Source organism: Dietzia aerolata, assembly GCF_014144865.1.
Lineage (GTDB): Bacteria > Actinomycetota > Actinomycetes > Mycobacteriales > Mycobacteriaceae > Dietzia > Dietzia aerolata.
In genome coordinates this window covers 1-26,225 of the sequence record NZ_JAALDM010000041.1, presented here as the reverse complement: position 1 = coordinate 26,225, position 26,225 = coordinate 1, and the positions used below count along the sequence as shown (strand labels likewise).

General features: G+C 67.2%; 31 protein-coding genes. 16 read left to right on the top strand and 15 right to left on the bottom strand.

Annotated elements, in window-relative coordinates:
* Positions 1-840, bottom strand: an 840-nt coding sequence (xseA, locus tag G6016_RS03225; RefSeq protein WP_182631267.1) for an exodeoxyribonuclease VII large subunit, incomplete at its 3' end; no start/stop codon positions are given.
* Positions 837-1,214, bottom strand: a complete 378-nt coding sequence (locus G6016_RS03220; protein ID WP_182631266.1) for a hypothetical protein — start codon at positions 1,212-1,214, stop codon at positions 837-839. The genes G6016_RS03220 and xseA, both read right to left, overlap by 4 nt.
* Positions 1,215-1,286: 72 nt before the next feature.
* Here G6016_RS03220 and G6016_RS03215 point away from each other — a divergent pair, with 72 nt between their 5' ends.
* Positions 1,287-2,273 carry a 4-hydroxy-3-methylbut-2-enyl diphosphate reductase gene (locus tag G6016_RS03215; protein WP_182631265.1) on the top strand — a complete coding sequence of 329 codons (987 nt, stop codon included), beginning with the start codon at positions 1,287-1,289 and terminating at the stop codon, positions 2,271-2,273.
* A gap of 57 nt (positions 2,274-2,330) precedes the next feature.
* On the opposite strand, the gene G6016_RS03210 is transcribed toward G6016_RS03215, so the two are convergent.
* Together G6016_RS03210 and G6016_RS03205 are read right to left on the bottom strand one after the other, a co-directional pair.
* Positions 2,331-2,819, bottom strand: coding sequence for a DUF6542 domain-containing protein (locus tag G6016_RS03210; protein WP_338403495.1), 489 nt, complete (start codon positions 2,817-2,819; stop codon positions 2,331-2,333).
* Positions 2,820-2,830: 11 nt separating this feature from the next.
* A complete protein-coding gene (locus tag G6016_RS03205; protein WP_182631264.1) occupies positions 2,831-4,330 on the bottom strand; it encodes an AI-2E family transporter in 1,500 nt (499 codons plus the stop codon).
* 170 nt (positions 4,331-4,500) lie between these two features.
* On the opposite strand from G6016_RS03205, the gene ychF reads away from it, so the two are divergent.
* The 7 genes from ychF (at position 4,501) to G6016_RS03175 (ending at position 7,775) form a co-directional block, all read left to right on the top strand.
* Positions 4,501-5,580, top strand: coding sequence for a redox-regulated ATPase YchF (gene ychF, locus G6016_RS03200; protein ID WP_182631263.1), 1,080 nt, complete (start codon positions 4,501-4,503; stop codon positions 5,578-5,580).
* Between the two features lie 135 nt (positions 5,581-5,715).
* Positions 5,716-5,889, top strand: a complete 174-nt coding sequence (locus G6016_RS17110) for a hypothetical protein (protein WP_241729696.1) — start codon at positions 5,716-5,718, stop codon at positions 5,887-5,889.
* A complete protein-coding gene (locus G6016_RS03195) occupies positions 5,873-6,133 on the top strand; it encodes a hypothetical protein (RefSeq protein ID WP_241729695.1) in 261 nt (86 codons plus the stop codon). The genes G6016_RS17110 and G6016_RS03195 overlap by 17 nt, the downstream gene beginning before the upstream one ends.
* A 186-nt stretch (positions 6,134-6,319) precedes the next feature.
* A complete protein-coding gene (locus tag G6016_RS03190; RefSeq protein WP_182631262.1) occupies positions 6,320-6,601 on the top strand; it encodes a type II toxin-antitoxin system Phd/YefM family antitoxin in 282 nt (93 codons plus the stop codon).
* Positions 6,598-7,017, top strand: coding sequence for a type II toxin-antitoxin system VapC family toxin (locus G6016_RS03185; protein ID WP_182631261.1), 420 nt, complete (start codon positions 6,598-6,600; stop codon positions 7,015-7,017). The genes G6016_RS03190 and G6016_RS03185 overlap by 4 nt, the downstream gene beginning before the upstream one ends.
* A gap of 126 nt (positions 7,018-7,143) precedes the next feature.
* Positions 7,144-7,365 carry a type II toxin-antitoxin system VapB family antitoxin gene (vapB, locus tag G6016_RS03180; RefSeq protein WP_182631260.1) on the top strand — a complete coding sequence of 74 codons (222 nt, stop codon included), beginning with the start codon at positions 7,144-7,146 and terminating at the stop codon, positions 7,363-7,365.
* Entirely contained in the window at positions 7,356-7,775 is a 420-nt protein-coding gene (locus G6016_RS03175) for a PIN domain nuclease (RefSeq protein ID WP_182631259.1), read from the top strand. The genes vapB and G6016_RS03175 overlap by 10 nt, the downstream gene beginning before the upstream one ends.
* Positions 7,776-8,271: 496 nt before the next feature.
* On the opposite strand, the gene G6016_RS03170 is transcribed toward G6016_RS03175, so the two are convergent.
* Positions 8,272-8,652 (bottom strand): hypothetical protein, encoded by a 381-nt coding sequence (locus tag G6016_RS03170; RefSeq protein WP_182631258.1) that lies wholly within the window; start codon positions 8,650-8,652, stop codon positions 8,272-8,274.
* A 77-nt stretch (positions 8,653-8,729) separates the two neighbouring features.
* Here G6016_RS03170 and G6016_RS03165 point away from each other — a divergent pair, with 77 nt between their 5' ends.
* The gene (locus tag G6016_RS03165) at positions 8,730-9,431 is read left to right on the top strand and encodes a hypothetical protein (protein WP_182631257.1); all 702 of its coding nucleotides are present in this window, start codon (positions 8,730-8,732) and stop codon (positions 9,429-9,431) included.
* 53 nt (positions 9,432-9,484) lie between these two features.
* On the opposite strand, the gene G6016_RS03160 is transcribed toward G6016_RS03165, so the two are convergent.
* Together G6016_RS03160 and G6016_RS03155 are read right to left on the bottom strand one after the other, a co-directional pair.
* Positions 9,485-10,522 (bottom strand): methionine synthase, encoded by a 1,038-nt coding sequence (locus tag G6016_RS03160; protein ID WP_182631256.1) that lies wholly within the window; start codon positions 10,520-10,522, stop codon positions 9,485-9,487.
* Positions 10,523-10,542: 20 nt separating this feature from the next.
* Complete coding sequence (locus G6016_RS03155) at positions 10,543-11,568, bottom strand: putative oxygenase MesX (protein ID WP_182631255.1); 1,026 nt, start codon at positions 11,566-11,568, stop codon at positions 10,543-10,545.
* A 124-nt stretch (positions 11,569-11,692) separates the two neighbouring features.
* On the opposite strand from G6016_RS03155, the gene G6016_RS03150 reads away from it, so the two are divergent.
* Positions 11,693-12,652, top strand: a complete 960-nt coding sequence (locus tag G6016_RS03150) for a LysR family transcriptional regulator (protein ID WP_182631254.1) — start codon at positions 11,693-11,695, stop codon at positions 12,650-12,652.
* A gap of 85 nt (positions 12,653-12,737) precedes the next feature.
* Here G6016_RS03150 and G6016_RS03145 read toward each other — a convergent pair whose 3' ends face one another.
* Complete coding sequence (locus tag G6016_RS03145; RefSeq protein WP_182631253.1) at positions 12,738-13,145, bottom strand: hypothetical protein; 408 nt, start codon at positions 13,143-13,145, stop codon at positions 12,738-12,740.
* Between the two features lie 184 nt (positions 13,146-13,329).
* Between G6016_RS03145 and G6016_RS03140 the strand changes: the two genes are divergently transcribed.
* On the top strand, positions 13,330-13,770 hold the full coding sequence (locus G6016_RS03140; RefSeq protein WP_182631252.1) for a YtoQ family protein: 441 nt from the start codon (positions 13,330-13,332) through the stop codon (positions 13,768-13,770).
* Between the two features lie 10 nt (positions 13,771-13,780).
* On the opposite strand, the gene G6016_RS03135 is transcribed toward G6016_RS03140, so the two are convergent.
* Positions 13,781-14,611 (bottom strand): RCC1 domain-containing protein, encoded by an 831-nt coding sequence (locus G6016_RS03135; RefSeq protein ID WP_182631251.1) that lies wholly within the window; start codon positions 14,609-14,611, stop codon positions 13,781-13,783.
* Between the two features lie 145 nt (positions 14,612-14,756).
* Here G6016_RS03135 and G6016_RS03130 point away from each other — a divergent pair, with 145 nt between their 5' ends.
* Both G6016_RS03130 and G6016_RS03125 read left to right on the top strand, forming a co-directional pair.
* Entirely contained in the window at positions 14,757-15,062 is a 306-nt protein-coding gene (locus G6016_RS03130) for a monooxygenase (RefSeq protein ID WP_182631250.1), read from the top strand.
* 260 nt (positions 15,063-15,322) lie between these two features.
* Positions 15,323-16,273 carry an RluA family pseudouridine synthase gene (locus G6016_RS03125; RefSeq protein WP_182631249.1) on the top strand — a complete coding sequence of 317 codons (951 nt, stop codon included), beginning with the start codon at positions 15,323-15,325 and terminating at the stop codon, positions 16,271-16,273.
* A gap of 17 nt (positions 16,274-16,290) precedes the next feature.
* On the opposite strand, the gene G6016_RS03120 is transcribed toward G6016_RS03125, so the two are convergent.
* Entirely contained in the window at positions 16,291-17,346 is a 1,056-nt protein-coding gene (locus G6016_RS03120; protein ID WP_182631248.1) for a hypothetical protein, read from the bottom strand.
* Positions 17,347-17,538: 192 nt separating this feature from the next.
* Here G6016_RS03120 and G6016_RS03115 point away from each other — a divergent pair, with 192 nt between their 5' ends.
* Entirely contained in the window at positions 17,539-17,910 is a 372-nt protein-coding gene (locus G6016_RS03115; RefSeq protein ID WP_182631247.1) for a carboxymuconolactone decarboxylase family protein, read from the top strand.
* Between the two features lie 148 nt (positions 17,911-18,058).
* Here the strand turns inward: G6016_RS03115 and G6016_RS03110 are convergent, their stop codons facing one another.
* Positions 18,059-20,293 carry an NADP-dependent isocitrate dehydrogenase gene (locus tag G6016_RS03110; RefSeq protein WP_182631246.1) on the bottom strand — a complete coding sequence of 745 codons (2,235 nt, stop codon included), beginning with the start codon at positions 20,291-20,293 and terminating at the stop codon, positions 18,059-18,061.
* A 286-nt stretch (positions 20,294-20,579) separates the two neighbouring features.
* On the opposite strand from G6016_RS03110, the gene G6016_RS03105 reads away from it, so the two are divergent.
* Complete coding sequence (locus G6016_RS03105) at positions 20,580-21,092, top strand: hypothetical protein (RefSeq protein ID WP_182631245.1); 513 nt, start codon at positions 20,580-20,582, stop codon at positions 21,090-21,092.
* A 25-nt stretch (positions 21,093-21,117) separates the two neighbouring features.
* Here the strand turns inward: G6016_RS03105 and G6016_RS03100 are convergent, their stop codons facing one another.
* The 4 genes from G6016_RS03100 to G6016_RS03085 all read right to left on the bottom strand — a co-directional run bounded on the left by G6016_RS03100 (position 21,118) and on the right by G6016_RS03085 (position 25,396).
* Positions 21,118-22,893, bottom strand: a complete 1,776-nt coding sequence (locus G6016_RS03100) for an ABC transporter ATP-binding protein (RefSeq protein ID WP_182631268.1) — start codon at positions 22,891-22,893, stop codon at positions 21,118-21,120.
* A 44-nt stretch (positions 22,894-22,937) separates the two neighbouring features.
* Positions 22,938-24,530 (bottom strand): ABC transporter transmembrane domain-containing protein, encoded by a 1,593-nt coding sequence (locus tag G6016_RS03095; RefSeq protein ID WP_182631244.1) that lies wholly within the window; start codon positions 24,528-24,530, stop codon positions 22,938-22,940.
* Positions 24,531-24,620: 90 nt separating this feature from the next.
* Positions 24,621-25,058: a hypothetical protein gene (locus G6016_RS03090; protein ID WP_182631243.1), complete on the bottom strand. Its 438-nt coding sequence runs from the start codon at positions 25,056-25,058 to the stop codon at positions 24,621-24,623.
* Between the two features lie 131 nt (positions 25,059-25,189).
* Positions 25,190-25,396, bottom strand: a complete 207-nt coding sequence (locus tag G6016_RS03085) for a dodecin (protein ID WP_338403494.1) — start codon at positions 25,394-25,396, stop codon at positions 25,190-25,192.
* 103 nt (positions 25,397-25,499) lie between these two features.
* On the opposite strand from G6016_RS03085, the gene G6016_RS03080 reads away from it, so the two are divergent.
* Positions 25,500-26,225, top strand: a 726-nt coding sequence (locus G6016_RS03080) for an isocitrate lyase/PEP mutase family protein (RefSeq protein ID WP_182631241.1), incomplete at its 3' end; no start/stop codon positions are given.

Here is a 26,225-nt window from a genome sequence, read left to right as displayed (position 1 = left end):
GCGGCGGCGCTCCTCGGCCACGTCCGGCACGACCCGCTTGGCGGCGTCGGTGGGCGTCGCGGCGCGCAGGTCCGCGACCAGGTCAGACAGGGGCGAGTCCGGCTCGTGGCCGATCGCGCTGACGACCGGCGTGCGGCACGCCGAGATGGCGCGGATCAGCGCCTCGTCGGAGAAGGGCAGGAGGTCCTCGACGGAACCGCCGCCGCGCGCCAGGATGATGACGTCGACGACGGGGTCGGCATCGAGCTCTGCCAGGGCCTGGAGGATCTGGGGAACGGCCGAGACGCCCTGGACGGCGGTGTTGCGGACGGCGAACCGGACGTCGGGCCAGCGGCCGCGGGCCACCTCCACGACGTCGCGCTCGGCCGCACTCGCCCGACCGGTGATCAGACCCACGCACGTGGGCAGGAACGGCAGCGGGCGCTTGAGCCGGGGATCGAACAGTCCCTCCGCGGCCAGCGCCTGCTTGAGCCGCTCGATCCGGGCCAGCAACTCGCCCACACCAACCGGACGGATCTCCGATACCTGCAGCGAGAACGAGCCGCGTCCCGTGTAGAAGCGCGGGGTGCCGCGAACCACGACCCGACTGCCCTCGGTGACCGGCACCGGCGACTCCGAGATGAGCTTCGGCGGGCAGGTCAGGGTCAGCGAGTTGTCCACCGACGGGTCACGCAGCGTCAGGAACGCCGTGCGCGTGCCGGGGCGCAGGCTCAGCTGCGTGATCTGGCCCTCGACCCACACCGTGCCGAGCCGATGGATCCAGGCCGCGATCTGGTCGGAGACCACACGAACCGGCCACGGCTGCTCCGGGCTGCTCTTGGCGGGGGAGGAGGCGCTCACGCGTCGCGGGGGGTGATGCGGCCGGTCGGCACATCCGTCTCGTCATCCGCGCGGTGACCTCGGCCACCGGTCGCCGGGGCGGTCTTGCTGGGGGCGGGACCGTGCGTGAAGTCCTCGTCGAACGTCGCCCACTGGGGCTGATCGGCCCGGGCGGGAAACACCGATGCGATGACCTTGTCGCCCTTCACCGCGAGCTCGGTGAGCTGCTGACCTGCATGAAGATAGGACTGGACGAGGGAACCGGCCAGTCTGACCGGGACGCCCGGCAGGGCGGACACAGCCTCCACGGCACGACCGGGCAGGGCCACGGCACCCTCCACGGCAGTGGCGGCGAGACCGATCGTGGCGCGGGTGAGGAACAGGGGGCGGAGCATGCGTTCCTTCCTGTCCGGGGGCAGCCCGGAGACGTAATGGTCGAAATCCAGTATGAACCGTACCCTGGGAGCATGACCGAGCAGACCGACATGATCGCCGAACCGGCCACCAAGCGAGTTCTCCTCGCGGAACCGCGCGGCTACTGTGCCGGAGTCGACCGGGCCGTCGAGACCGTCGAGAAGGCCCTGGAAAAGCATGGCGCACCGCTGTACATGCGCAAGGAGATCGTCCACAACAAGTACGTGGTGGAGCAGTTCACCGACCGTGGCGTGATCTTTGTCGACGAAACCGATGAGGTCCCCCGCGGGGCGAACCTCGTGTTCTCCGCCCACGGGGTGTCCCCGGCGGTGCGCGAGAGCGCCAAGAGCCTGGAGCTCCAGACCTTCGACGCCACCTGCCCGCTGGTGACCAAGGTGCACACCGAGGTCAAGCGCTTCGCACGCGAGGGCTACCAGATCCTGCTGGTGGGCCACGAGGGCCACGAGGAGGTCGAGGGCACCGCCGGTGAGGCACCCGAGGTGGTGACGCTCGTCGACGGACCCGACTCCGTGGACAAGCTCGACGTGCCCGTCGACACCGAGAAGCTCATCTGGCTGTCCCAGACCACCCTGAGTGTGGACGAGACCATGGAGACGGTCCGCCGTCTCAAGGAGAAGTACCCCACGCTCATCGACCCGCCCTCGGACGATATCTGTTACGCCACCCAGAACCGGCAGAGCGCCGTCAAGGCCATGGCGCCCGAATGTGACCTGGTGATCGTGGTGGGGTCCAAGAACTCCTCCAACTCGGTCCGCCTGGTCGAGGTCGCCCTCCAGGCCGGAGCCCGCGCCTCGCATCTCGTGGACTACGCCAAGGAGATCGACCTCGCCTGGCTCGAGGGCGTGACCACCGTGGGCGTCACCTCGGGCGCGTCCGTCCCCGAGATCCTCGTGCGCGGCGTCGTGGACCTGCTGGCCGAGCACGGGTTCGGCGACGTGGACACCGTGCGCACGGCGCAGGAGACCATCACGTTCGCCCTGCCCCGCGAGCTCCGGATCACGGAGAAGAACAAGGCCTGATCCACCTGGCTCGAGCACGCGACTCGAGTCGAGCACGCGCCCCGGGCGCGTTCGCCGTCAGCGGCGAGCGTGTGCCGGGGCGTTTCGCTGTGAGCGCGGTGCCGGGCGCGAGGCGCGCGGTTCGAGGACGTACGCGCGGATCAGGGCGAGTGCGATCACCACGACCGTGGTGGCGATCATCAGGGGGAACCTGGTCGCCAACGGCAGGGCGATCGAAATGATCTGGGTCCGGGAGAACAGGTCCTCGCCGCCGCCGACACCGGCCACGACGTAGACCAGCGGAACGAGCACCGCCATCACGATCGGGGGCTGGACACCCGCGACGAACAATGACCTCCGCGACACGGCCAGGACCGCCAGCACGCACCCCAGGAAGAACAGGACCGTGAACGCGGCCCCGAGCTCGCCGGACAGGGAATCGATCGCGACGCCGGTCAGGGAGATCGCGACCGTCAGCAGCACCGCCGTCCACGCCGGAAGACCGCGCACTGAGGACAACACGGACCTCTCGTCCGCCGGAATCCGTCCACTCCTGCGACTACTCACGGGTGAAGACTCTATCCCTCGAGTCGACGCGCGAGGAATCGGCCGAATCGCCGCAGGGGATTGACCTTCTTCTCCGCGGGAGACGGGCGCTGGCCGACCATCGCGTCCGGGTCGACCGGGCCGGGCTCGGGAAGCGACTCCGGTGACTGTTCCGGATCCGCGAGGGAAGTCGCGGTGACGGTCTCGTCGTCGTCGCCCCCATCACCTCCACCGACTCGCGGGGTGAGGCCCGTGGCGACCTTTCCGGGCGCGGCGATGTGGGGTTTCTCGTCCTTGATCCCGGCCATGATCGCGCTACTGCTCTTGCGCAGTGGCGCGAAACGGGAGCTGGACATCTCGCCGAGCCAGGCCGTCAACCGGCCCTCGTCCGTCGCGGACGCCAGATCCGACGCGGTGACGTCCCCGGTGCGCAGGTCGATCTGCTCGCCGATATACCGCAGGATCACGGCGATCACCGCCAGCACCGGAACGGCCAGGAACGCGCCGATGATGCCGTACAGCGTGCCACCGGCGGCGACGCCCAGCAGCACCACGACCGGGTGCAGGTTCATCGCGCGCGACTGCAGGATCGGCTGGAGGATGTTGCCCTCGAGTTGCTGCACCGCCACGATCACGACCAGCACGATGATCGCCGTGGTGAAGCTGTTCGCGACCAGCGCGATGAGGACCGCCAGGGCGCCGGCGGTGAACGCACCCACGATCGGGATGAAGCCGGCGATGAACGTGACCACCGCGAGCGCCCAGGCCAGGGGGACACCCAGGATCACCAGCGCCAGGCCGATGAGGGCGGCGTCGACGAACGAGACGATCGCCTGCGTGCGGATGAAGCCGCCGAGCGTGTTCCAGCTGCGGGTGAGGACCTCGGTGAGGTGACGGCCCGCGTTGCGGCCCGCGATGCGGCGGACGAACGGCAGGAACTTGGGGCCGTCCTTGATGAAGAAGAACGTCAGGACCAGGACCATGACAAGAGTGATGACGACGGAGCCGACCGCGGTCACGCCGCTGAACACGCCACTGGCGATTTGATCTCCGCGGTCCTGCAGAGTGGAGCTGAGCTGATTGAGGACGCCGTCCAGTTGTTCGTCCCGAATGTTCAGGGGCGGGCCGCGCAGCCAATCCTGGACGGCGTCGATCGCCTCCGAGGTCTGGTCGGCCAACTGCACGCTCTGCGAGACGATCGACGGCGCGATCAGGGCGATGACGCCGGAGATGAGGCCGAGGCCGCCCACCACCGAGATGAGCGCCGCAAGGGACGAGGGGAACTTGTGGCGCACCATCCAGCTGGTGGGCGGCCAGAGAACCGTCGAGATGATCAGTGCCAGCAGGATCGGCAGGATGCCCACCCACAGCGCGCCGCCGACCTTGGACAGTAGCCAGCCGGCGACCAGCACGATCGCCAGGCGTAGGGCCCAATCGGTGAGCCAGCGGCCACCGATGCCGAGCAGGACCGACCTGTCGACCGTCTGGTCGTCAGCGTCCTTCTTGGGTGGCCGTGCCGACTCGTCACTCATGGGACTCATGATGACAGAGGGAGCGGAGCTTTGCTGCCGGACACCGGCGTGGGCGAGGGCTCCGATCGTGGGGTGGACGCCGGTGCGAGATCCTGCTCCGGGCGCCGGGTGGGTGGAGTGGCGGGTGGCGGGGCGGACCCGCGGGGCAGTGGGACGTAGACTCTGGTGCCGTGAGCCTCACCCTCGGAATCGTCGGACTGCCCAACGTCGGTAAGTCGACCCTGTTCAACGCCCTGACGAACAACGACGTGCTCGCGGCGAACTACCCGTTCGCCACGATCGAGCCCAACGTCGGCGTCGTCGACCTTCCCGACCCGCGGCTGAACCGCCTGGCCGAGATCTTCGGCTCGGAGCGGATCCTGCCGGCCGTCGTGTCGTTCGTCGACATCGCCGGCATCGTCAAGGGCGCGAGCACCGGCGAGGGCATGGGCAACAAGTTCCTCGCCAACATCCGCGAGGCCGACGCCATCTGCCAGGTCGTGCGTGTCTTCGACGACCCGGACGTCATCCACGTCGATGGCAAGGTCGACCCGATGTCCGACATCGAGGTCATCGCCACCGAGCTGATCCTCGCCGACCTCGAGACCATCGAGAAGGCCATCCCCCGGATGGAGAAGGATTCCCGCAAAGACAAGTCCCTCGCGCCGGTGCTCGACGAGGTCCGCAAGGCGCAGGCCGTGCTCGAGGACGGGCGCACCCTGTTCAAGGCGCAGGACGAGATCGACCGCGGACTGCTCCGCGAGCTGCACCTCATGACCGCCAAGCCGTTCCTCTACGTCTTCAACGCCGACGAGTCCGTGCTCACCAGCGACGAGCGCAAGGCCGAACTGGCCGCCGCGGTGGCCCCCGCCGACGCCGTGTTCCTCGATGCGAAGGTCGAGGCCGAACTATTAGAACTTGACGACGACGACGCCATGGAACTGCTCGAGTCGATCGGCCAGACCGAGCCCGGTTTGGCGGCCCTCGCTCGCGCCGGGTTCCACACCCTCGGCCTGCAGACCTACCTCACCGCCGGCCCAAAGGAGTCCCGCGCCTGGACCATCCGCAAGGGCGACACCGCTCCCAAGGCCGCCGGCGTGATCCACACCGACTTCGAGAAGGGCTTCATCAAGGCCGAGATCGTCTCGTTCGGCGACCTCGATGAGGCAGGCTCGATGGCCGCGGCCAAGGCTGCCGGCAAGGTGCGCATGGAGGGTAAGGACTACGTCATGGTCGACGGCGACGTGGTGGAGTTTCGGTTTAACGTGTGATCGTTGCCGTTGAGCGCTTCGCTTCGATCGTGCACCAAACTCTCCCTTTGGGCCTGCATCGACGATGATGGGGCAGTGGAGGCCATAGAATCCTTATCGTGGCGTGCACGGTTTCTGACCGCTTAGGCTCTACACATGAGTACGAAGCCGCCAGCGATGAGGCCCACCGGCGAGGATGTGCAGTCGGTGTTGGATCGCGCATCCGGGCCACGACGCGGCGAGGTCGACGAACTGCTCCAGATTCACTCTGACGTCACCGGGGAGGATCCGGTGGTGTGGGCCGGGCGGATCATTGGGTTCGGCGAGTAACGAGTACCGGTACGACTCCGGTCATGGCGGCCGCGCACCCCTGCTGGCGTTCGCGCCCGGTGCGGCCCGACACACGATCTACCTGTCGACCGGGTTCGCCGAGAGGTGGCCTGAGCTTCTGATGCGCCTCGGCCCGCACAAGGCGAGCAAGGCCTGCCTCTACCTCACACGGCTTTCTCATGTCGATGTCACCGTGCTGCGTGAACTGCTCGAACTCACCCTGGCGGATGTGCGCGAAGGCTAACTCCGCGGAGGATGCGCGAAGGGTGATCTGCCAGCTGCCACCGTCGGGTCAGCGGAACTCTTCACGCAGCTGTGGTTCGACGCGCTGCTGGGGTCGCACCTCGGCATAGTCGGATTCACGTCTGAGCCATTGGAGAGCTCTGTGGAATTCAGACCTGATGCGTAGCATGCATGCTACGCTCGCCGCATGAGTGCCAGTGAATTGCCACGTGAGAGCCTTTCTCAGCGTGAGTTGCGCAATGAATCTGGACGCGTGCTCCGCGCCGTCAGTGAGGGGCAGTCATTTGTGCTGACTAACGGCGGGGTCCCTGTCGGCAAAATCATCCCTCTTGACGCCGCTGCGCCCTCACTGACTATTGCTCGCCCCGCCAAGCGCGTCGGAGGGTGGGCGGCATTGAAGCCTCAGCCTCTGGATCACGATCGGTCGATGGCTGACGTTCTCGAAGAATTGCGCGAGGACCGCGTTTGAGTGACTTCCCGCTCGTGTACGTAGACACCTCGGCTTTGGGTGCTCTACTGGTCGCACAGGCGGAGACCGGGGAACTGGTGGAATGGCTCGACCAGACTAAGGTCAGGCTCGTTTCAAGTGACCTGCTCGAAACCGAGTTGCGGCGAATGGCCGTGCGTGAGGGGCGAGATCAGGCGCAGGTCACCGCTCTCCTCGATGGGGTATCACTCGCGGCCCTGGATCGGGCCGTCTACCGGTCTGCGGGCTTTCTGCCAATGCCATATCTGCGCACGCTCGACGCCCTTCACTTGGAAGCGGCCATACGGCTCGACGTGGATGCCGTCCTCACCTACGACCATCGACTGGGAGACGCGGCACGAGCGGCTGGACTTGACGTCTTCGCGCCCGGCTCGGAGGCCACGCACGGAAAGCGCTAAAGCTCAGGTTTTCCCGTGCGTCACAATGCGTGCGGGCGTGGTGGAGTTCGGGTTCAACGTCTGATCGCGTCCCCGCCGGTTCAGCTAGTGATATCATGATGTCACTTGTGCTTGGAGGTGGTAGTCGTGACAAATGTGCTGATTCGCGGGCTCAGTGACGAAACTATCGCTCGGATCGACCAGAGTGCCAAAGAATTGGGCCTGTCTCGCAATGAGTATCTGCGCCGGCGGCTAGAGGACGATGCTCCTCGATCGGCGACCAAGTCGACCGATGAGGACTGGCAGCGTGCCGGTGAGATCTTCGCTGACCTTGCCGACCCGGAGGTCATGGCTGACGCATGGCAGTGACGAATTGGCTCATCGATAAGTCGGCTATCGTCAGGCTGCAGCTCGGCCACGCCGACAACGTTAATTCCTGGAGGCTAAGGATTGACCGTGGCCTGGTTCGGATCTCGACGATCACTCGGCTTGAGCTCGGGTTCTCAGTTCGAACAGGAGCCGAGGGTCGGGAGGGTTTTCGGCGGCCACCGCTGTCGCTGATGCCTATTGAGCGCATTACGCCCGCGATCGAGGATCGGGCCGAGGAGGTGCAGCTGCTGCTCGCCGACCGTGGCCAGCATCGCGCGCCCTCTATTCCGGATCTGCTGATCGCTGCCACTGCGGAGAAGGCCGGGTTGACCGTCTTGGCGGTGGATAAAGACTTCGATCTGATCGCCGAGATCACTGGTCAACCCGTGGAGACGCTCACGCTCCGATGAGCGAGTAGTTCACCGAACGCCTGATGGCTCGATGTTCCGGAACGCGATGGAGTTCCGTTTCATCGTGTGAAATGCGCTTGGCTCCCGTGTCCAGGGTTCCTAATCTTGGAGACCTGATCATTCCGATGGCAACCTCCGAGGAACCCGAACCAGCGGTTGCCGGGTTAGCAATTCGAGTGCACCGTGAAAGGCTGAACCATGGCAACTCCTGATGTGCGCCCGGTTGGTGACCTTCCGAACGAGCTGGGAAAGACTGCCCCCGTGAGCTCCAGTTGGCTGGTATCGACAGTGCGGAGAAGGTGAGCGAGCACTCTGAGAAGGAGCTCCTCGAGATCCATGGGGTCGGGCCCAAAGCCATTCGGATTCTGAGGGCCGCGTTAGCGGAGCGGTCGATGGGGTTCCGGAAGTAACACGGGGCATCGACGTGCGTTTTCGGAGGAGATCTCAGTATCCAGGGCGCTCCTCTCAGGCCGGCTCAGGTAGACCGGGCTCCAGTTCACTCCGCGAATCCGCGGCGCACGGCGTCGAGTGTGGTCTCGGGTGAGTCGTTGAAGCAGAGCCGCGCCGTGGGGTGGTGTGTGACGACGACATTGATCACCCGCTCGAAGATCAGCGTGTATTCGTTGGATGTCCTGAGTCCTGCGCCGACTTCGATCACGTCGAACCTCTCGCCTGAGAGCGCGTTCGTGACTGCGGCCTCGGCAGACGTGGCGTCATCCGGCAGGAGGCAGGTGGTGATCTCGAATCCCGCGTCACGTAGGTCGGCTTGGGCACGATCAAGTCGAGCGCGCACTGCCTCGGCCGATTGACCGGGCCATGGCGAGAAGTCGATCACATCCGGATCCATCCCGATCTGGAGTACTCGGCGACTGCTCATGATCGAAACCTACGCCTGTCACAGTCGGTATCGTCAGGAACCTGGGACAGGCAGCAGACGACGGGGCGGGAAACGGCTTGACCATCTACTCTTTTCATCTCGCGCAGGTGTCTGTGCGGGCGGCGGTGAAGGCGCTGGCGACGGCCCCCGCAGCCCCGGGGTTGGAGCACGTGGAGGTGCTGGCGGGGATGCGGCTCGGGGCCGCTGTGGTGTCTCCCGCACGGATGCAGCTTCGCCGGATCGCTGTGTTCGCGCAGTGGCGTGACGAGGCCGCGCTCGAGAGCTTCCTCGCACGCGATGGTTTCGGCCGCGAGCTCGCCGAAGGATGGCATGTCCGTCTCGAGTACGTACGCCAGTGGGGACATCTGAGCGAGCTGGACCAGCTGCCAGAGGCCGCCAGAGCGATGGGCCCCGACGAGCCTGTGGTCGCGGTGACGGTCGCACGCATGCGGCTGCCGGAGCTCGCACGCTTCATCCACTGGGGTCGCCCCGTGGAGCGGCAGATCCGGGATCACCCGGAGTCGACGCTGGCCACCGCGGCCATCCGGTGGCCCCGCACGGTATCGACGTTCTCGGTCTGGACCAGCACCCGCGCCATGACACGAATGGTCTTCGGGAAGGACGCCGGCGAGCCGGCCCGTCGCCACAACTCCGCAATGGCTGAACGGGAACGCAGGGACTTTCACCACGAGTTCACGACGCTGCGCTTCCGGCCGCTCGCCGAACACGGGTCGTGGCAGGGGCGGTCCGACTACATCCCGTGGACGGGGACCGACTAACTCGGCCCCCGTCTCCCGCTCGGTGGTGACGCTCTCGTATGTGGCTGCTCTGCTCAGCTCGGCGTCCCCGAGAGCTCCTCACGAACAATTCCGGTCCCCGCACTGAGCGCACTCAGCTTGGCCAGCGCGACCTCCCGCGGGAAGGGCGCCATCCCGCAGTTGGTGCTCGGCAGGAGCTTGTCGGCATCGACGAACCGGAGCGCGTTGCGGAGGGTGTCCGCGACCTCGTCCGGGGTCTCGATGGTCTGATTGGCCACGTCGATGGCACCGAGCATGACTTTCTTGCCCCGGAGGAGCTCGATGAGGTCTGTCGGGACATTCGAGTTGTGGGATTCCAGCGAGACGATGTCGATGGTGGACTGTTGCAGCAGAGGGAACGACTCCTCGTACTGTCGCCACTCCGAGCCGAGCGAGGCCTTCCAGTCGGTGTTCGCCTTGATGCCGTATCCGTAGCAGATGTGTACCGCGGTCTCGGCCCGGAGCCCTTCGGCCGCGCGCTCCAGTGTGGCCACGCCCCAGTCCCGCATCTCGTCGAAGTAGACGTTGAAGGCGGGCTCGTCGAACTGGATGATGTCGATCCCCGCGGCCTGAAGATCTCGCGCCTCCTGGTTGAGGATCGTCGCGAACTCCCACGCCAGCTTCTCTCGACTTTTGTAGTGGCCGTCGTAGAGGGTGTCGATCATCGTCATCGGCCCGGGCAGTGCCCACTTGATCGGCTGGTCGGTCTGCTGCCGGAGACACGCCGCGTCTTCGGCGAACACCGGCTTCGAGCGACTCACAGGGCCGACCACGGTGGGCACGCTCGCGTCGTAGCGGTTGCGGATGCGCACGGTTTCGCGCCGGGAGAAGTCGACCCCGTCGAGGTGCTCGATGAAGGTCGTCACGAAGTGCTGGCGGGTCTGCTCGCCGTCGCTGACGATGTCGATGCCGCGGTCGCGCTGCTCCTTGGTGGCGATTCGGAGCGCATCCTGCTTGCCCTCGATCAGCTCATCGCCCTGTAGTTTCCAGGGCGCCCACAGCGTTTCCGGCTGCGCGAGCCACGAGGGCTTGGGCAGGCTGCCGACGGTGGACGTGGGCAGTATGGGATTCATGGTCGCGGTTCCTTCTGTGGTCATCCGACGAGAACGGGGTAGCGGGCAGCCCACTGCTCGAGGCGCTCGCCATACGGCTCAATGAGGTGTTCCCGGGTAAACGCGCCCTGCTTGGCCGCGAGTTCGGACCGTTCAACGCGGTCGTAGGTGACGGTGGTGGGCGTGAAGTCCCGGTGATCCAGCGACGGTTGGAAGACCTCGCCGGCGGGAGTGTGGGAGTTGTAGATCTCCGGCCGATAGATCTTCTGGAAGGTCTCCATCACGCTGACCGTGCCGGCGAGCTGCAGGTCCGAGTAGTCACCGAGTAGGTCGCCGCTGAAGTAGAACGCGAGCGGGGCGACACCGCCGGGAGGCAGGAAGTATCGGACCTGAAGTCCCATCTTCCGGAAGTAGTCGTCGGTCAACGAGTAGTCGTCCTGCCGATACTCCACGCCGAGAACCGGGTGCTGGGTGCCGGTACGGCGGTACGTCCTGCTCGTCGACACGCTGATGCAGATCACCGGCGGCAGGTCGAAGCGCTCCCGGTAGGCCTCCGAGGCGAGGAAGTGCTGGAACACCCTGCCGTGCAGCTCGCCGAAATCTGCCGGCACGGTGAACTCGATCGAGTTCTTGTTGGCAGCGGGCAGGCGAACGCTGAAGTCATAGTCGCGGATGTACGACGAGAAGTTGTTCCCCACTATGCCCGGCAGTCGGTCGCCGGTGGAGTGGTCGACGATCCCGATATCGAGGACCTCGATCACCGGGAACCGGAGTTGCTCGTCGTCGGCGGTGAATTCCAGATCCGCGGTGACGATATCGAGGTCGAGGCCATAGCGGCCCTGGCTGTGCGGCTCCCGGGCCTGGTGGTTGTCGCGTGGCGCGTCGGCCCGGCGGACGAGGTCATGGAATCGGGTCGCGATCATCGACAGTGCGGTGCGGAGGTTGGCCTGTCGGTGCTCACCGCGGGCCAGGTTGGCGAAGTTCGTGGTGGTGCGGGAGTCCGCCGATGGTGTGTAGTTCTCATCGAAGCGGGTGGTGCTGATGCGATACGTGAAATCGCTCGACATGTTCGTCCAATACGGGATCGGTCGGCCGGGCTCGGCGCTGCGGAAATTCGGTGACCCCATACTGCAGTCCCAGTTCAGGTATCGGGTAACTACTGTTTGCTATGGATCCCTATAGTGAAAAACTATGCGTCGAGAATCGCGTGGCATCACCCTGCAGCAGTTGCACTACTTCGTCGAGGTCGCGGCGGAAGGCTCCATCACGGGGGCATCCGACTTGTTGTACGTGTCCCAACCGACCATGTCCGCCGCGATGAAGGATCTTGAGTCCCGGGTCGGGCGGTCGCTGCTCGTGCGGTCCGCTCGCGGGGTGACGCTCACCGACGAGGGCGCCGAGTTCCTGGGGTACGCCCGCCAGGTCATCGAGCAGATGTCGCTCCTGGAGCAGCGATACCTCGGGCAGCCTCCGTCGCGTCGGCTGCTCGGCGTCTCGGCCCAGCACTACTCGTTCGTCGTCGAGGCGTTCATCCGGATGGTGCAATCCGTCGACGCCGAGCAGTACGAGTTCTCGCTCCGGGAAACCCGGACCTGGGACATCATCGAGGACGTCCGGACCCTGCGAAGTGAGGTCGGCGTTCTCTTTAGGAACGACTTCAACCGCAAGGTCATCGACAAGCTCCTGCGGGACTCCGGCCTGGTGTTCCACCCACTGTTCGCGGCGGTCCCGCACATCTTTATCTCCCGGCAGAATCCTCTGGCCTCCCGGGACAGCGTCACCCTCGACGATCTGGCAGAACTGCCGCGACTCACCTTCGACCAGGGGGCGAACAACTCGTTCTACTTCGCCGAGGAGATCCTCTCCACGCGGTCCAGCAAGCGGGAGATCCGGGTCTCGGACCGCGCCACCATTTTTAACCTCATGATCGGTCTTGACGGTTACACGATTTCGACCGGCATCATCAGCGACGACCTGGACCCGGAAATCGTCGCGATCCCGCTCGAGGTGGACGAGAGCATCGAGATCGGCTGGATCAGCCATTCCGGAATCCCCCTCACGGCCCAGGCCGAGCGGTACCTCTCCGAGATGCGGGCCGTCGTGGCCGACTATGGAATCGACCTGCTCGACGATCCCCGAGCGCGGGGCTGACGAGACGAACGGCGGCTAGCGTTCGGTCACCCAGCCCGGCGGGGGAGTGATGTCCACTCCCGCGCACCGCCACCCACTATGTTCGTCACTGAACGCTGCGGGTGGGGAATCGGTCCGCCTGTCGACGCATAGCCGCGAACCACAGGCAGTACTCGTCGTCGTTGAAATACGTCTCCGCCCGAGGCGAGCCGAGACAGCGGAGGAACTCCTCGGCGACCTCGTCCACCGTCGTGGCAGCCGAGACCTCCAGGGATCCGACGCTCGGGAACCCGCCCGCGGACAGCCCGAACACGGCGCTGTCATCGCGGAACGGGAGATTCACTCCGTCTCGGAGGTTCACGGCGGTAGTGATCTGCAGCCGCCAATAACCGACTGGGCCGAACGTCGGTATGACCCGGACTGCGGTGAATCCACGCCCGTGAAGCTCCTCCACCGCCGCGAGGAGGAGGGGCCAGATCCGGTCAAAGGAGCTCACGTCGGTCGATCGAGGCATAACGGGTCCTCACTGTCCTGGCCTGCTGGCCGGTTGGCCGGGTTGCCGGACCAATTGTCCGAGCCAGCCTCGAGTCCAATAGCGGACGGCGGGCGCCGTCCTCGTGAGAAGGAACACTGGCACAGGGGTCGGACATCATCGCCCCCGGTTGCCGCCGCGGACCTGCTCATAGGATGGTGGGGACATGACCTTCACCGTTTATCTGTCCGGCGAGATCCACACCGACTGGCGCGAGGAGGTCGCCCGCGGCGCGAAGGCGGCCGGCCTGGACGTGACGTTCACCGCGCCCGTGACCGACCATCCCGCGAGCGACGCCGCGGGCGATCACCTGGGCGAGAACGACGTGCAGTTCTGGCGCGACCACCAGTCCTCGAAGGTCAACGCGATCCGCACGCGGACGCTGATCGAGAAGGCCGACATGGTCGTGGTGCGTTTCGGCGACAAGTACAAGCAGTGGAACGCGGCATTCGACGCGGGTTACTGCGCCGCACTGGGCAAGCCGTACATCACGCTGCACGATGCCGACATCGTCCACCCGCTCAAGGAGGTCGACGCCGAGGCCCAGGCCTGGTGTCAGACCACCGACCAGGTCGTCCAGACCCAGAGCTACGTGCTGCGCGACTGAGGTCCCCGTGTCAGTGCCGGGCCCAGGTGTCGACGCGGCACTGTCCGTCGGCGTCGCTGCCGGTCGCCACGAATCGGCCGTCGGAAAGTAGAGCGACCGTGTGGGCCGCCCCGGCGGCGATCGCCACGACATCCTTCCACTGTCCGACCTCGCACTGTCCGAACTCGTTCGCGCCGACGGCCAGCACGGATCCGTCGTGGCGTAGGCCGACGGTGTGGTGGCTTCCGGCCGCGATCGAGGTCACCCCGCTCCAATCCGAGACGTTGCAGGCGCCGGTGCTGGCGTCGCCGGTGGCGAGCACGTTGTCGTCGTCGTCCACTCCCACGGTGTGGAGGTGACCGGCGGCGACGGACCGCACGCGCGACCACCCTCCGACGTCGCACTGTCCCCGGCGATTATTTCCGACGACGACGATGCCACCGTCGGCACGGACCGCCGCGGAGTGCCAGTCACCGCACGCGATGTCGACGATGTCGCGCCACAGCGCGACCTCACACTGGCCCTCCGAGTTCCGTCCTGCGGCATCCACCGTCCCGTCGCGTCGGAGGCCGAGGGTCGTCCGCCACCCGGCGGCCACGGCACGGATGTCTCGCCACGCGCTGACGTCGGTCTGGCCGTCTCCGTTCCAGCCCGTTGCCACCACGGTCCCGTCGGCGCGCGGTCCCACGGTGTGGGATCGGCCGGTGTTGCGCGCGGCGTGCACGGTGCCGGCCGCCACCGCCACGATGTCGGTCCAGCCGGACACGTTGCACTCGCCGGCGCCGTTGTGTCCGGTCGCGAGCACTGCTCCGTCCCGGCGCACGGCGACGGTGTGTCGGCGGCCAGCCGCGAGAACGGACATGCGTGGCCTCCCCGGTGGCGTCGGCGTTCATCAGGCACCCTGCGGCCAGTCAAGCACGGCTCCGGATCGGCACGAATCGATTCTCGAAGGACGTGGTCGCAGTCCGCGTAGCCTGGGTTTACGCTGCGAGCCACGAGGAGGAGCAATGGCTGTTCTGGTTCAGGTCAATTTCCCGATGCAGGGCCCCTGGGGTGAGGAGATGTCGGAGGCGTTCCGTGGCCTCGCCGAGTCGATCAACGCCGAGCCGGGCTTCATCTGGAAGGTGTGGATCGAGGATCAGCCCGCTGAGCAGTCCGGCGGCATCTACCTGTTCGACACCCGCGAGAACGCCGAGGCGTACGTGAGGATGCACACCGAGCGGCTCGCCGGCTTCGGCATCACCGGCGTCAGTGCGATTTTCTCCGAGGTGAACGAGGCGCTGAGCACGATCAATTACGCGCGACTCCATTGACCTCGGCTCCGCTCAACTGGCCCGGCGGATGAGACTGTGATGAAGTGCAGGGAGTAGTCATATCGGGTCGCTGAGCGTGTCGCGTGGAGTGGTGAGAATCTGTGTCTGGCAGGGGAGCCAGTTCCGGCAGAAGGTCGGGCCCGAGGCACCGGTTTCGCGCCAAGGCCGAAGCTGGCAGCCGAGACGGCCGCAGGAGGATTCACTCCTCCGGTCGGCCGCCGCCGCAGGCGAGGCATCCGAAGGTATCCGCCGCTGACCCAGTGACGAAGAGGGCCCCACGCCCGGCCGAGACCATCGCCATTGACGGTGAGCACGCTGGCCGCAGACTCGACAAGTTTCTGCGGTCCCAGCTCAAGGGTGTACCGGCAGGCCTGTTGTTCCAGCTCCTCCGGAAGGGGAAACTCCGGGTCAACGGGCGCAAGACCGAGCAGAATTACCGCCTCGTCGAGGGCGATGTGGTCGAGATCCCCGCACTGACGGTGGAGGCTCCCGCATCGACCGGGCCCCGACCTCCCGCCGCACTACTGGACCGGGTGAAGAATGCCGTGGTCTACGAAGACGCTGACCTGCTGGCCATCAATAAGCCGGCCGGCGTGGCGGTCCACAAGGGGACCGATAATCCCTTCGGGGTGATCGAGGCCTTGAGATATCTCCGCCCCGACCTTCACGAACTCGAGCTCGGCCACAGGCTGGACCGGGACACCTCCGGAGTGCTCGTCCTGGCCAAGACCCCCTCAATGCTCCGGTACCTTCACGAACTGCTGCGAGACCGGGAGGACGAGATTGACCGGCGATACCTCGCGATCGTGGAGGGGGCCTGGTCTGATGGCGTGACCGTACTGGAGACGCCACTGCTCACGCGCGACACCGGGGTCGTGGCGCATCCTACAGGGCTGCGCGCCGAGACACATGTAGAGCCCCGTCGCCGGGTGGGGAATCGCGCCACACTCGTCGACGTCCGTCTTCTGACCGGGCGCAAGCACCAGATCCGCGTCCACCTCCACCATGAGGGCCACCCGATCGCCGGAGACGACCGCTACGGTGACCGCGCGTTCAATGACCTCGTCAAGCGCAGTGGCGGCCGGGGACTCCACCTCCACGCAGCGCGGATGGTGATTCCGCTGCCCGACGGTTCGGAGCTGGTGGTGACGGCGCCGATGCCACGCGGGTGGGATCGACTGCTCAGCGGCGGATTGGCCCCGGCGCGATGAGGCTGGCGGGGCGGCGATCAGCAGGGGTCGCTGAAATCCGCAGTCTGGGTGAGCAGTCGGGCATTGCCGCCACGCGAGGCCTTGGCCTGACATAGTGTGGCCGTGTCGTGCCCGTAGTCGAGGTAGATCGGGTACACGCGGGCGCCGTTGAGGCTCGCCCGCAGTGACGGGCACTGGCCCGGTGTGGCGAACCCCGCCCCCGAATGCTTGTCGAGCAGATCGGCGATGCCCTGCTGAGGACTGGACGCCTCCACGTAGGAGTCGAGGATGAGGATTCCGCGCCCATCACACGAGGGGGTAGATGCGGTGACCAGCCTCCCGTCGGACGTGCGTACTCCGCTCACGAGGCCGCTGGCGCCCATGTAGTCACTCGGTTGCCCGGAAGAAGAGCCGGAGCCGGACTGGGAATCTGCCGAGGAGCCGCCTCCTGAGCGGGGATGGTTGGAGTAGTCGCGTTCAGCGAGCACGTTGCCGGAAGTGGATATCGTCTGACCTGCGCCGGTGATGGTGAACGAGTTGCTGCCGTAGCGGCACTCGAGAGTGGAGCTGTTCGGCTTTGAACAGCGGGTTTCACCGATCTGAACCTGCTGACCCGTCTCGAGGACGCCCGGCCCGCCGGGGATCCCCTCGACAAACGTATACCGAAGCCCGGCGCGGCCCAGTTCGATCGCGCTGGGCCGACCCGGGAAGTGCTCGGTGAGATCCGGCACCGATGCCGCGGGCTTGCCCGTGCAGGTCACGCCGTCGCCTCCGGAGACGCACAACCCGCGGTACTGGCCGCCCGTGGAGTAGTTCCAGGTGTAGGCGTCGGGGTGTTGAGGCGCGGTGAAGGTAGCGGGGTCGACGGAGGTCAGCCCGGTGCCCGTGCCCGCAGGCGTGCTTGTGGATCCGGGCTCGGTCGTGGTGGCCGGGGCGGTTGCGGTGACCGTGGTGGTCCCACGCTCGGAGGAGCTTGCGGACGCGACGTTGCCCGTATCACTCGAGGGGTCGGCGGTGCACCCGGACAGCTGGAGCGCAGCCCCGGCCATCGCTGCAACGCCGATCGTCGCGGCGCGTCCCTGGAAACGATGCATGTCCCGTACTCCCGTCTGAAAAACCTGGGATGCGTCCCGGCCGCAGCGTCCGCACTCCGTCAGCCACACCGAACAGGGAAGATCCGCCGAACGGGTTGATCCTACGCCCCCGGCGCGCTGGAGTGGCCGGATACAACCGGCCACAACTGTTAGCCTGACCAGATATTTTCCCGATCGACAAGGAGGTCAACAGTGGAACTGAGCATGGACAAGGGCAACCAGTTCGTCGAGCAGACGCAGTCGCCGGAGGGTACCGCCGCGTGGAAGCAGCAGTTGGACGAGTACGCCCCGGGCGCCTCCGACTGGGTGGTAGGAGCGGTGTTCGGTGGCACCTACCAGCGCGACGGGCTCGAGCTGCGCGACCGGCAGATGCTCAACATGGCGGCCCTGGCGGCGATGGGCGGCACCGAGCCCCAGCTGACCGGCCATATCAAGACAGCCGTAGAAGTGGCCGGTATGTCGAGGGAGCAGGTAGCGGAATGCTTCGTGCACCTCATGCCGTACATCGGGGTGCCCAAGACGCTGGCGGCCATGCGCTGCATGAAGACCGCGTTCGACGGCTGACCTGCCACTGCCCACGGACGTCGCCCCGCGACTGCCGCAGAAGGCGTTGTCGTCGTCGTAAAATTCTCGTCTCAGACACAGCACCGCGCCCCCGCCGGACGATTCCGACGGGGGCGCGGTGTTCTCTCACCCGGCGCCTGTGGCCGCGTCAGGCGAAGGCGCTGTCCAGGTGAGCGTTGAGCGTGGCGCTGGGGCGCATCGCGCTCTTCAGCTTCTCGGAGTCGGGCTGGTAGTAACCGCCCAGGTCAACGGGGTTGCCCTGGACGACGGTCAGCTCCTCGAGGATCTTCTCCTGATCGGCGGCGAGCTTCTCGGCCAGTGGCGCGAACCGCTCGGCCAGCCCGGCGTCCTCGGTCTGCGCGGCGAGCTCCTGGGCCCAGTACAGCGAGAGCCAGAACTGGCTGCCACGGTTGTCGAGCTCGCCCGTGACTCGCGACGGCGACTTGCGGTTCTCGAGCAGCTTGCCGGTCGCGGTGTCGAGCGCCTTGGCCAGGATGGTGGCCTTGGGGTTGTCGTACTTGCGCCCGAGGTCGTCCAGGCTCGCACCCAGCGCGAGGAACTCGCCGAGGGAGTCCCAGCGCAGGTGGTTCTCCTCCACGAGCTGCTGCACGTGCTTGGGGGCGGAGCCGCCGGCGCCCGTCTCGTACAGCCCGCCGCCCGCCATGAGCGGCACCACGGAGAGCATCTTGGCGCTGGTGCCCAGCTCGAGGATCGGGAACAGGTCGGTGAGGTAGTCACGCAGGATGTTGCCGGTCACCGAGATGGTGTCGAGCCCACGCCAGGCGCGCTCGAGGGTGTACCGCATGGCACGCACCTGGGACATGATCTGGATGTCCAGACCCTCGGTGTCGTGGTCGGCGAGGTACTCGTTGACCAGGGTGATGAGGTTGTTCTCGTGCGGCCGGTATGGGTCCAGCCAGAAGACAGCCGGCATGCCGGAGGCGCGGGCGCGGTCCACGGCGAGCCCCACCCAGTCGCGGATCGGCGCGTCGTTGACGGTGCACATGCGCCAGATGTCGCCGGCCTCGACGTCCTGGGAGAGCAGAACCTCGCCGGTGGCGGCGTCGACGATGTTGGCCACGCCGCCCCACTTGACCTCGAAGGTCTTGTCGTGGCTGCCGTACTCCTCGGCCTTCTGCGCCATGAGTCCGACGTTCGGCACGGTGCCCATAGTGGTGGGGTCGAACGCGCCGTTGGTCTTGCAGAAGTTGATGATCTCCTGGTAAATCCGCGCGAACGTGGACTCCGGGATGACCGCCTTGGTGTCCTTCTTGCGGCCGTCGGCGCCGTACATCTTGCCGCCGATGCGGATCATCGCGGGCATGGAGGCGTCCACGATCACGTCGGAGGGGGAGTGGAAGTTGGAGATGCCGCGGGCCGAGTCGACCATCGCGAGCTCCGGCCGCTGCTCGTGGCAGCGGTGCAGCTCCTCGATGATCTCCTCGCGCTTGGCGGACGGCAGGGTGTCGATCTTGGCGTACAGGTCGCCCATGCCGTTGTTGACGTTGATGCCGAGCTCGTCGAACAGCTCGCCGTACTTTTCGAAGGCGTCCTTGTAGAACACGCGGACGGCGTGGCCGAACACGATCGGGTGGCTCACCTTCATCATGGTGGCCTTGACGTGCAATGAGAACATGACGCCGGTCTCCTTGGCGTCATTGAGCTGCTCCTCGTAGAACTCCAGCAGAGCCTTCTTGCTCATGAACATTGAGTCCACGACGGTGCCTTTCTGAAGCGGCACGGTCTTGAGGACGTGGGTCTCGCCGTCCGGCGTCACGACCTCCATGCGGGCGTCGCAGTCGCGGTCGAGGATGATCGACTTCTCTCCGGCGTAGAAGTCGCCGTGCGTCATGTGCGCGACGTGGGTCTGCGAGGCCATGGACCACTTGCCCATGGAGTGCGGGTTGGCCTTGGCGTACTCCTTGACGGCCTTCGGTGCGCGACGGTCGGAGTTGCCCTGACGAAGAACCGGGTTGACCGCGCTACCGAGGATGCCGGCGTACCGTTCGGCGGTCTCCTTCTCCTCGTCGCTCTGCGGGTCCCAGGGGAAGTCGGGAATGTCGTAACCCTTGTCCTGCAGCTCGGCGATCGCCTTGGTGAGCTGCGGGACGGAGGCACTGATGTTGGGCAGCTTGATGATGTTCGTGCTGGCGTCCTGCGTCAGACGACCGAGCTCGGCCAGGTTGTCCTGCACCTTCTGCTCGTCGGTGAGGCGCTCGGGGAACGCGCCGAGGATGCGCGCGGCCACCGAGATGTCGCTGGTGGTGACATCGATTCCGGCGGCATCGGCGAAGGTGCTGACGACGGGCAGGAACGCCTCGGTCGCCAGGCGGGGGGCCTCATCCGTGAGGGTGTAGATGATCGTCTGTCTGCCATCGGTCATAGGTATCGACTCTTTCGTTTTGTGCTGATCTTGTTCTTGTGGAACGTCGTCATCTCGCGGCACCATCATCCCCCCATCCGCGGCGTTGTGGGCGGCACCACTCGCCGGGACCGGGGGAGTCGGGCGACATCGCTGTCGGGCGCAGTCGTCCCGGTACCCCTTGCAGTGTGGTCTACTCCACGCCGACGTGCGTGGAAATGTCGGCCGCTGACCCCGTTCGAGCGTGATCGCGGGGCAGAGGGACGATCCTGGCCCGCGCGTCGTCACAGGTGGTTAACGTGGGCCGATGGGCATCGGTGTGGTGACGTTTCGCGTGCGACGGTCGGTGGCGGGGGTGGTCGCGTCGCTGGCGTCGGCGCTGGTGCTGGCGGGCTGTGGGGGCGCGGAGCCGGACCGTGAGGTGGAACTGTTCGAGTCGGGGACCCTTGAGCGGTTGGAACTGGACGGGCGGGTGGTCGCCGGAGGAGATGGGGTAGACGACGACGCCGCCGGATTCGCGGTGATGTGTCTGTGGGCCTCGAGCAGGAGCGGGCCTCTGGTGGTCACCCCGGAGGTCGCTGACGAGGACTGGGCCGAGATCCGGGATGTGCAGATCAACTTCGACAGGGACTCGCTCCGGCTGACGTCGGTCGACCTGCGGATCGGCGAGGACTGGTCCAGGTGGAGTGAGGGCGCGGGGGCCGAGGCACCGGTGTTCCGCACGGAGGGCTCGGATTTCTCGCTGGACGGGCAGCTCACCGGAGCCGCGGGGACGCGCGTGCTCGGGGTGTCCGGTTCCTGCGAGACCCCGTTCGGTTGAGCTGCGTCCGTCCGGGGTGCCGCGCTCATGAGGTCGGGTTCTCCTGGGTGTCGACGGCCCGACGGCCTGCCGACCACGCGGTCCAGAGCCGGTCGTAGATCCCGCCGTAGTCGAGCAGTTCGGCGTGGGTGCCCAGCTCGACGATCCGGCCGGTGTCCATCACGACGATCGCGTCGGCCTGCGAGGCCTGGTCCAAGCGGTGTGCCACCACGAGAGCGGAGCGGTCGCGGGTCACCACGTCGGCGGCATCCTCGAGGGCCTCGGCCCCGGCGGACCCGGCTTCGGCGGTGGCCTCGTCCATGATGATGATCGCCGGATCGAGCAGCAGGACGCGTGCCAGCGCGAGTTGTTGTGCAGCCACCGGGTCCAGCTGGGTGCCCCGGGCCCCCACCACGGTGTCCAGGCCGTCGGGGAGGCGGTCGAACCACGAGCGGGCGTGGACCCGGTCCAGTGCCTTGAGCAGTTCGTCGTCAGTGGCGTCGGGCTTGGCCAGCGTCATGTCCTGGCGCAGGGTGCCGGAGAAGACGTGCACCTCCTGGCTCACGGTCGCCAGGCGGGCGATCCGCTCGCGGTCGGAGAGTTCGGAGACGGGGTAGCCGTCGACCAGCACCCGGCCCTGGTCAGGCACGAGCAGTCCGGCCAGAAGAGCCGCGACGGTGGTCTTGCCGGCGCCGGAGGCTCCCACCAGGGCCACGGTCTGGCCGGGTTCGATGGTGAGGTTGATGTCGCGGACCGCCCACGAGCCGCCGTAGGAGAAGCTCACGTCCTGCAGCTGTACACGGCCGCGGGGGGCGTCCACGCCGCTGTCGGGGACGGGGACGGGCGGGTCGGTGACCACGCCGACGATGCGTGCGAGTGAGGCGTAGCCGGACTGCACCACGTCGAGGACGCGCATGAACATGTTGAGTGGTCCGCGCAGGCGGATGATCATGAGGACCGCGCCGGTGACCGCGCCCACGGTGAGGACCTCGGTGGAGACTAGGTGGTAACCCACCACCAGGGCGAGGGCGAGCATGAGGAACTCGCCGACGAGCATCCACACGTTGAGGATGAGCATGGTGGTGCGGGCGCGGATGCCCTTGGTCACCACTGCCCAGGAGGCGTTGCCGATGTCGGTGTGCATGCGGTTCTCCATGGAGAACGCGCGTACGGTGGCGCGGCCGCGGATCGCTTCGAGCACCCGGCGGGCGCGCTCGGCCATGGCGGCACGCTCGGCGGCGTAGCGGTCGGGTGCCTTGGCCAGATACATCCGTGCGGCGACGTAGTACAGGGGTGCCACGACGAGCGGGATCACGAGGAACTGCCAGTCGAGCGCGAACAGGGCGATCACGGTGGCGCTGACGGTGAAGATCGAGGTGGACAGCGCCGGGACGGTCTCGGTGACGGCGGAGGAGAGCTCGGCCACGTCGTCGGTCGAGCGGCTCACCAGGTCGCCGCTGCCGGCGTCTTCCACACGGTGGGTGGGCAGGCCCAGCGCGGTGCCGATCATGTCCTGGCGCAGGTTGGCGATCACCCGTTCGGAGATGCGGGACAGGGTGTAGAAGCCGCTGGCGCTGAGGACGGCGCCGGCGACCGCGGCGCCCACCAGGGTGGTGGCGATGAGCCACAGGGGGCGGTCGAGTTCTCCGGAGACCAGGTCGACTATCTGGCCCATGAGCTGGGGGACCTGCACGCTGGCGTAGGCGCCGGTGCCGAGCAGGACCACCGCGAGCAGCAGGATCGGGGTGGCGTGGGGTACGCGCCGGAGCTGGGCGGCCACCTCGGAGCGGACCTGGCCGAAGCTGGCCAGGGGGAACCGCAGGGCGGTGTCCGCCTTCTCGGGAGGGGTGTCGAGGTCGGGTGTGGTCACCGGGCGGCCTCCGGGGTGAGCTGCGTGGTGGGTCCTGCCAGGTCGGCGACGTCCAGCACGTGGTCGGCGACGGCGCTCCAGGCGGGGGCCTCGGTGAACACCAGGGTGCGACGTCCGGTGCGGTGGAGGGCGACGGCGTCGGCGATGGCCTGTTCGGTGACCGAGTCGACGGCGGTGGTGGGGTCCTGCAGGATCACCACCTCGGGGTCGGCCGCGATCGCGCGGGCCAGGGCCACGCGCTGGCGTTGTCCGCCGGAGAGCATGCGGCCGTTCTCGCCGATCCGCTTGTCGGGACCCTCGGGGATGTCGTCACAGGAGGCCACACGCAGGGCCTGCTCGGCGACCGCGCGGTCGGGGTGGACGTTGTCGGCCACCGTGCCGTCGAACAGGTCGGAGGAGTGGGGGACGACGACGACACGGGTGCGTGGCAGTGACTCGAGGCGGTGGATCACCTCGGGGTCGCTACCTGTGACGACCGTCAGGCCGGTCGGTAGCGAGGAGATGACGCGGTCGGCGCGCTCGGCGTCCACCTCGGACAGTCGCTCGAAGTCGGCGCCGAGGACTTCCCGGATGCGGCTGCCGGAGGCTTCGGCGGAGGCCCAGCGGGAGGCGAGGTTGCGGCCCAGCATGGTCATGGGCGTGACCAGGAACTGGGTGAGTCCCACCACGGTGATGAGCTCTCCGATCGCGACGTGGCCCTGAAGGGCGAGCCAGCCGGTGGCGATGCCGAGGGTGGCCACGAAGAGCGCCCCGGCGACGTCGGTGGACCCGTTGAGCCTGGCCTCGGCGGCGGTGGCGTGAATGGTGCGCTCGTAGGCGTTGCCGGACACCGCGTCGTAGCGGCGGCGGACGGTGACGATCGCGCCCAGCCCCTTGAGGATCCGCAGCCCCTGGACCACATCGGTGGCCATGGCGGCGGTCTCGGCGATGGCCTGCTGCCGGGCCACGGACCGGCGCTGGAGGGGCCGGGCGACCCACAGTGCCACCACGACCAGGGCCGGGCCGCCGATGAGGGTGCCCAGGCCGAGCCACGGGTTGATGGTGAACATCATGATGGAGCCGTAGGTGATGGCGGCGGCCTCGGCCACCGGCATCACGGTCATCATCACGATGTCGCCGACCCGGGTGGTGTCGGAGGAGGCGATGGACAGCAGGCCACCTGCGGTCCGCTCCCGGCCGGCGAATCCGCGCGGGTCCTGGATGCGGTCGGTGACCATGGTCCGCAGGTCGTGGCTCACCAGTTGCTGGCTGCGCACGAGCATGAACCGTGCGGTCCAGTTCGCGGCGATGGCCACGACGAACACCGCGCCGAGGACGAGGATCCAGAAACCCAGTCGGCTGAGTGAGGAGGTGGCGATCGCGTCGTCGACAGCGCGCCCCACGACAACCGGGGTGATCCCGTTGCACAGGAACGAGAGGGCCATCCCGGCGGAGGCGATGAAGCTCCACGGGCGCTGGGACAGGGCGACCTTGAGCGTCCACCAGCGCGCGTCGACCGGTGGGATGAGTGATTTCCGCCCGCCCGGACCGGGGAGTGCCGCGTAGTCGACGGTGCTCTCGCGCCCGGTGTCAGAGAAGTTGTCGGGCATGAGGGGAGATCTTACCGTCGACGCAGGCCGTGGCTTGCTGCGTGAGTGCCCAGCCCGGCAGCGTGGGGCACCCACGCGGCGACCCGGTGCTCAGCTGGCGGCTCCGAGACTGCCGTTGCGGGCGGCGCGCCCGCCCACGATCTCCACGTGGTCCATGTCGGCCACGCCGAACGCCAGCAGGGCCTGCCCGGAGGCGTCGAGGGTGTCCTCCACGGTCCGGATCCAGCCACGCACGAGTTGATCGGGCAGGCGGTGGCGGGCGGAGAGCGCCACGACGAAGCCTGCGGCCGGGATCTGGGGCAGGAGGCTCATCTTCTCGCGGCGGAGCGGGGCGGGTTCGGACCAGTCGACGTCGGAGGCCAACACGGGAGCGGGCAGGCCGACGTCGCGGTGGTCGCACGGCAGGATCAGCAGCGAATTGCGCAGTCGGTCGCGGAATCCCACCACGAGGTCGATCACGCCCGCGGCGAGCGGTGCGTCGTCGAGGGGCAGGGTGGTCCAGTTCTCGGGGAGGTTCTCGAATCTCATGCCCTCGAGTCTTGACGGGCCGGACCGGCGGCGACACCCCTGCACGCCGATCTGTGGACAACGCGGAACAGGGGTGTGGAATGCCGTTTCCGTGGAACCCGGGGGCCGCCCCGGGCGTCCGGATGCCCGGCTCAGGGCTCGTGCCGGAACCCCACCTTGATGGTGACCTGCCAATGGGCCACCACGCCCCCGTCGAGTTTCCCGCGGACGGACTGCACCTCGAACCACTCGAGGTTCCGGATCGTCCTGGAGGCCTCCTCCACGGCGTTGGCGATGGCCTGGTCGGTGCCCTCGGGTGACGAGCCGACGATCTCGGTGATGTTGTAGGTGTGGTTCACGGCGCCCTCCTCTACTGTGATCCACCTCACTTTACGCCGGATGGGCCGGCGGAACCATCCCGTAGGGTCGGGCCCGTATGTAGTCGGATCGAGGAGGATTGCCATGACGGATGTGACCGCACGGGCGAAGGAGCTCGCGGACCGGCACGAATCGGGCGAACTGCTGGTGTTGCCCACGGTCTGGGACACGTGGAGCGCCGCAGTGGCCGCCGGGGCGGGGTTCGCCGGCCTGACCGTCGGCAGCCACCCTGTCGCCGACGCGATCGGCAGCGCCGACGGGGAGAACATGGATTTCGGCGAGTACCTGTCGGTGGTCCGGACGATCGTGGATTCGGTGGACGTCCCGGTCAGCGCCGATGTGGAGTCCGGGTACGGGCTCGAGCCCGCGGAGCTGATCTCCCGACTGCTCGACGCCGGTGCGGTGGGCGCCAACATCGAGGACGTCGTGCACGGCGAGGGCAAGCGCGTGCGTGACCGTCAGGAGCATGCCGACTACATCGCCGCCGCGCGTCGCGCGGCGGACGACGCCGGGGTGCCGTTCGTCATCAACGGCCGGACCGATGCGGTCAAGCTCGGCACCGATGCGTTCGAGGACCCGCTCGCCGAGGCCGAGGAGCGCATCCGGCTCATGGAGCAGGCGGGCGCCCGGTCCGTGTACCCGGTGGGCCTGTCGACCGCCGAGCAGGTGAGCCGCCTGGCCGGGGCGGTCTCGGTCCCGCTGAACGTCACCGCGCACCCGGTCAAGGGGCACGGCGCCGGCGACCTGACCGCGTTGCGTGGGCTCGGGGTGCGGCGCGTGTCGTTCGGCCCGCTCTGGCAGATGTGGCTC

Excerpts from the sequence above, each read along its gene's own strand:
- G6016_RS03110 (WP_182631246.1), bottom strand. The coding sequence starts at position 20,293 with ATGACCGATGGCAGACAGACGATCATCTACACCCTCACGGATGAGGCC.
- G6016_RS03095 (WP_182631244.1), bottom strand. The coding sequence starts at position 24,530 with ATGCCCGACAACTTCTCTGACACCGGGCGCGAGAGCACCGTCGACTAC.
- G6016_RS03135 (WP_182631251.1), bottom strand. The coding sequence starts at position 14,611 with ATGTCCGTTCTCGCGGCTGGCCGCCGACACACCGTCGCCGTGCGCCGG.
- G6016_RS17110 (WP_241729696.1), top strand. The coding sequence starts at position 5,716 with ATGAGTACGAAGCCGCCAGCGATGAGGCCCACCGGCGAGGATGTGCAG.
- G6016_RS03140 (WP_182631252.1), top strand. The coding sequence starts at position 13,330 with ATGACCTTCACCGTTTATCTGTCCGGCGAGATCCACACCGACTGGCGC.
- G6016_RS03105 (WP_182631245.1), top strand. The coding sequence starts at position 20,580 with ATGGGCATCGGTGTGGTGACGTTTCGCGTGCGACGGTCGGTGGCGGGG.
- G6016_RS03170 (WP_182631258.1), bottom strand. The coding sequence starts at position 8,652 with ATGAGCAGTCGCCGAGTACTCCAGATCGGGATGGATCCGGATGTGATC.
- G6016_RS03155 (WP_182631255.1), bottom strand. The coding sequence starts at position 11,568 with ATGTCGAGCGATTTCACGTATCGCATCAGCACCACCCGCTTCGATGAG.
- G6016_RS03205 (WP_182631264.1), bottom strand. The coding sequence starts at position 4,330 with ATGAGTGACGAGTCGGCACGGCCACCCAAGAAGGACGCTGACGACCAG.
- G6016_RS03130 (WP_182631250.1), top strand. The coding sequence starts at position 14,757 with ATGGCTGTTCTGGTTCAGGTCAATTTCCCGATGCAGGGCCCCTGGGGT.
- G6016_RS03090 (WP_182631243.1), bottom strand. The coding sequence starts at position 25,058 with ATGAGATTCGAGAACCTCCCCGAGAACTGGACCACCCTGCCCCTCGAC.
- G6016_RS03215 (WP_182631265.1), top strand. The coding sequence starts at position 1,287 with ATGACCGAGCAGACCGACATGATCGCCGAACCGGCCACCAAGCGAGTT.
- G6016_RS03220 (WP_182631266.1), bottom strand. The coding sequence starts at position 1,214 with ATGCTCCGCCCCCTGTTCCTCACCCGCGCCACGATCGGTCTCGCCGCC.
- G6016_RS03150 (WP_182631254.1), top strand. The coding sequence starts at position 11,693 with ATGCGTCGAGAATCGCGTGGCATCACCCTGCAGCAGTTGCACTACTTC.
- G6016_RS03120 (WP_182631248.1), bottom strand. The coding sequence starts at position 17,346 with ATGCATCGTTTCCAGGGACGCGCCGCGACGATCGGCGTTGCAGCGATG.
- G6016_RS03160 (WP_182631256.1), bottom strand. The coding sequence starts at position 10,522 with ATGAATCCCATACTGCCCACGTCCACCGTCGGCAGCCTGCCCAAGCCC.
- G6016_RS03190 (WP_182631262.1), top strand. The coding sequence starts at position 6,320 with ATGAGTGCCAGTGAATTGCCACGTGAGAGCCTTTCTCAGCGTGAGTTG.
- G6016_RS03145 (WP_182631253.1), bottom strand. The coding sequence starts at position 13,145 with ATGCCTCGATCGACCGACGTGAGCTCCTTTGACCGGATCTGGCCCCTC.
- G6016_RS03175 (WP_182631259.1), top strand. The coding sequence starts at position 7,356 with ATGGCAGTGACGAATTGGCTCATCGATAAGTCGGCTATCGTCAGGCTG.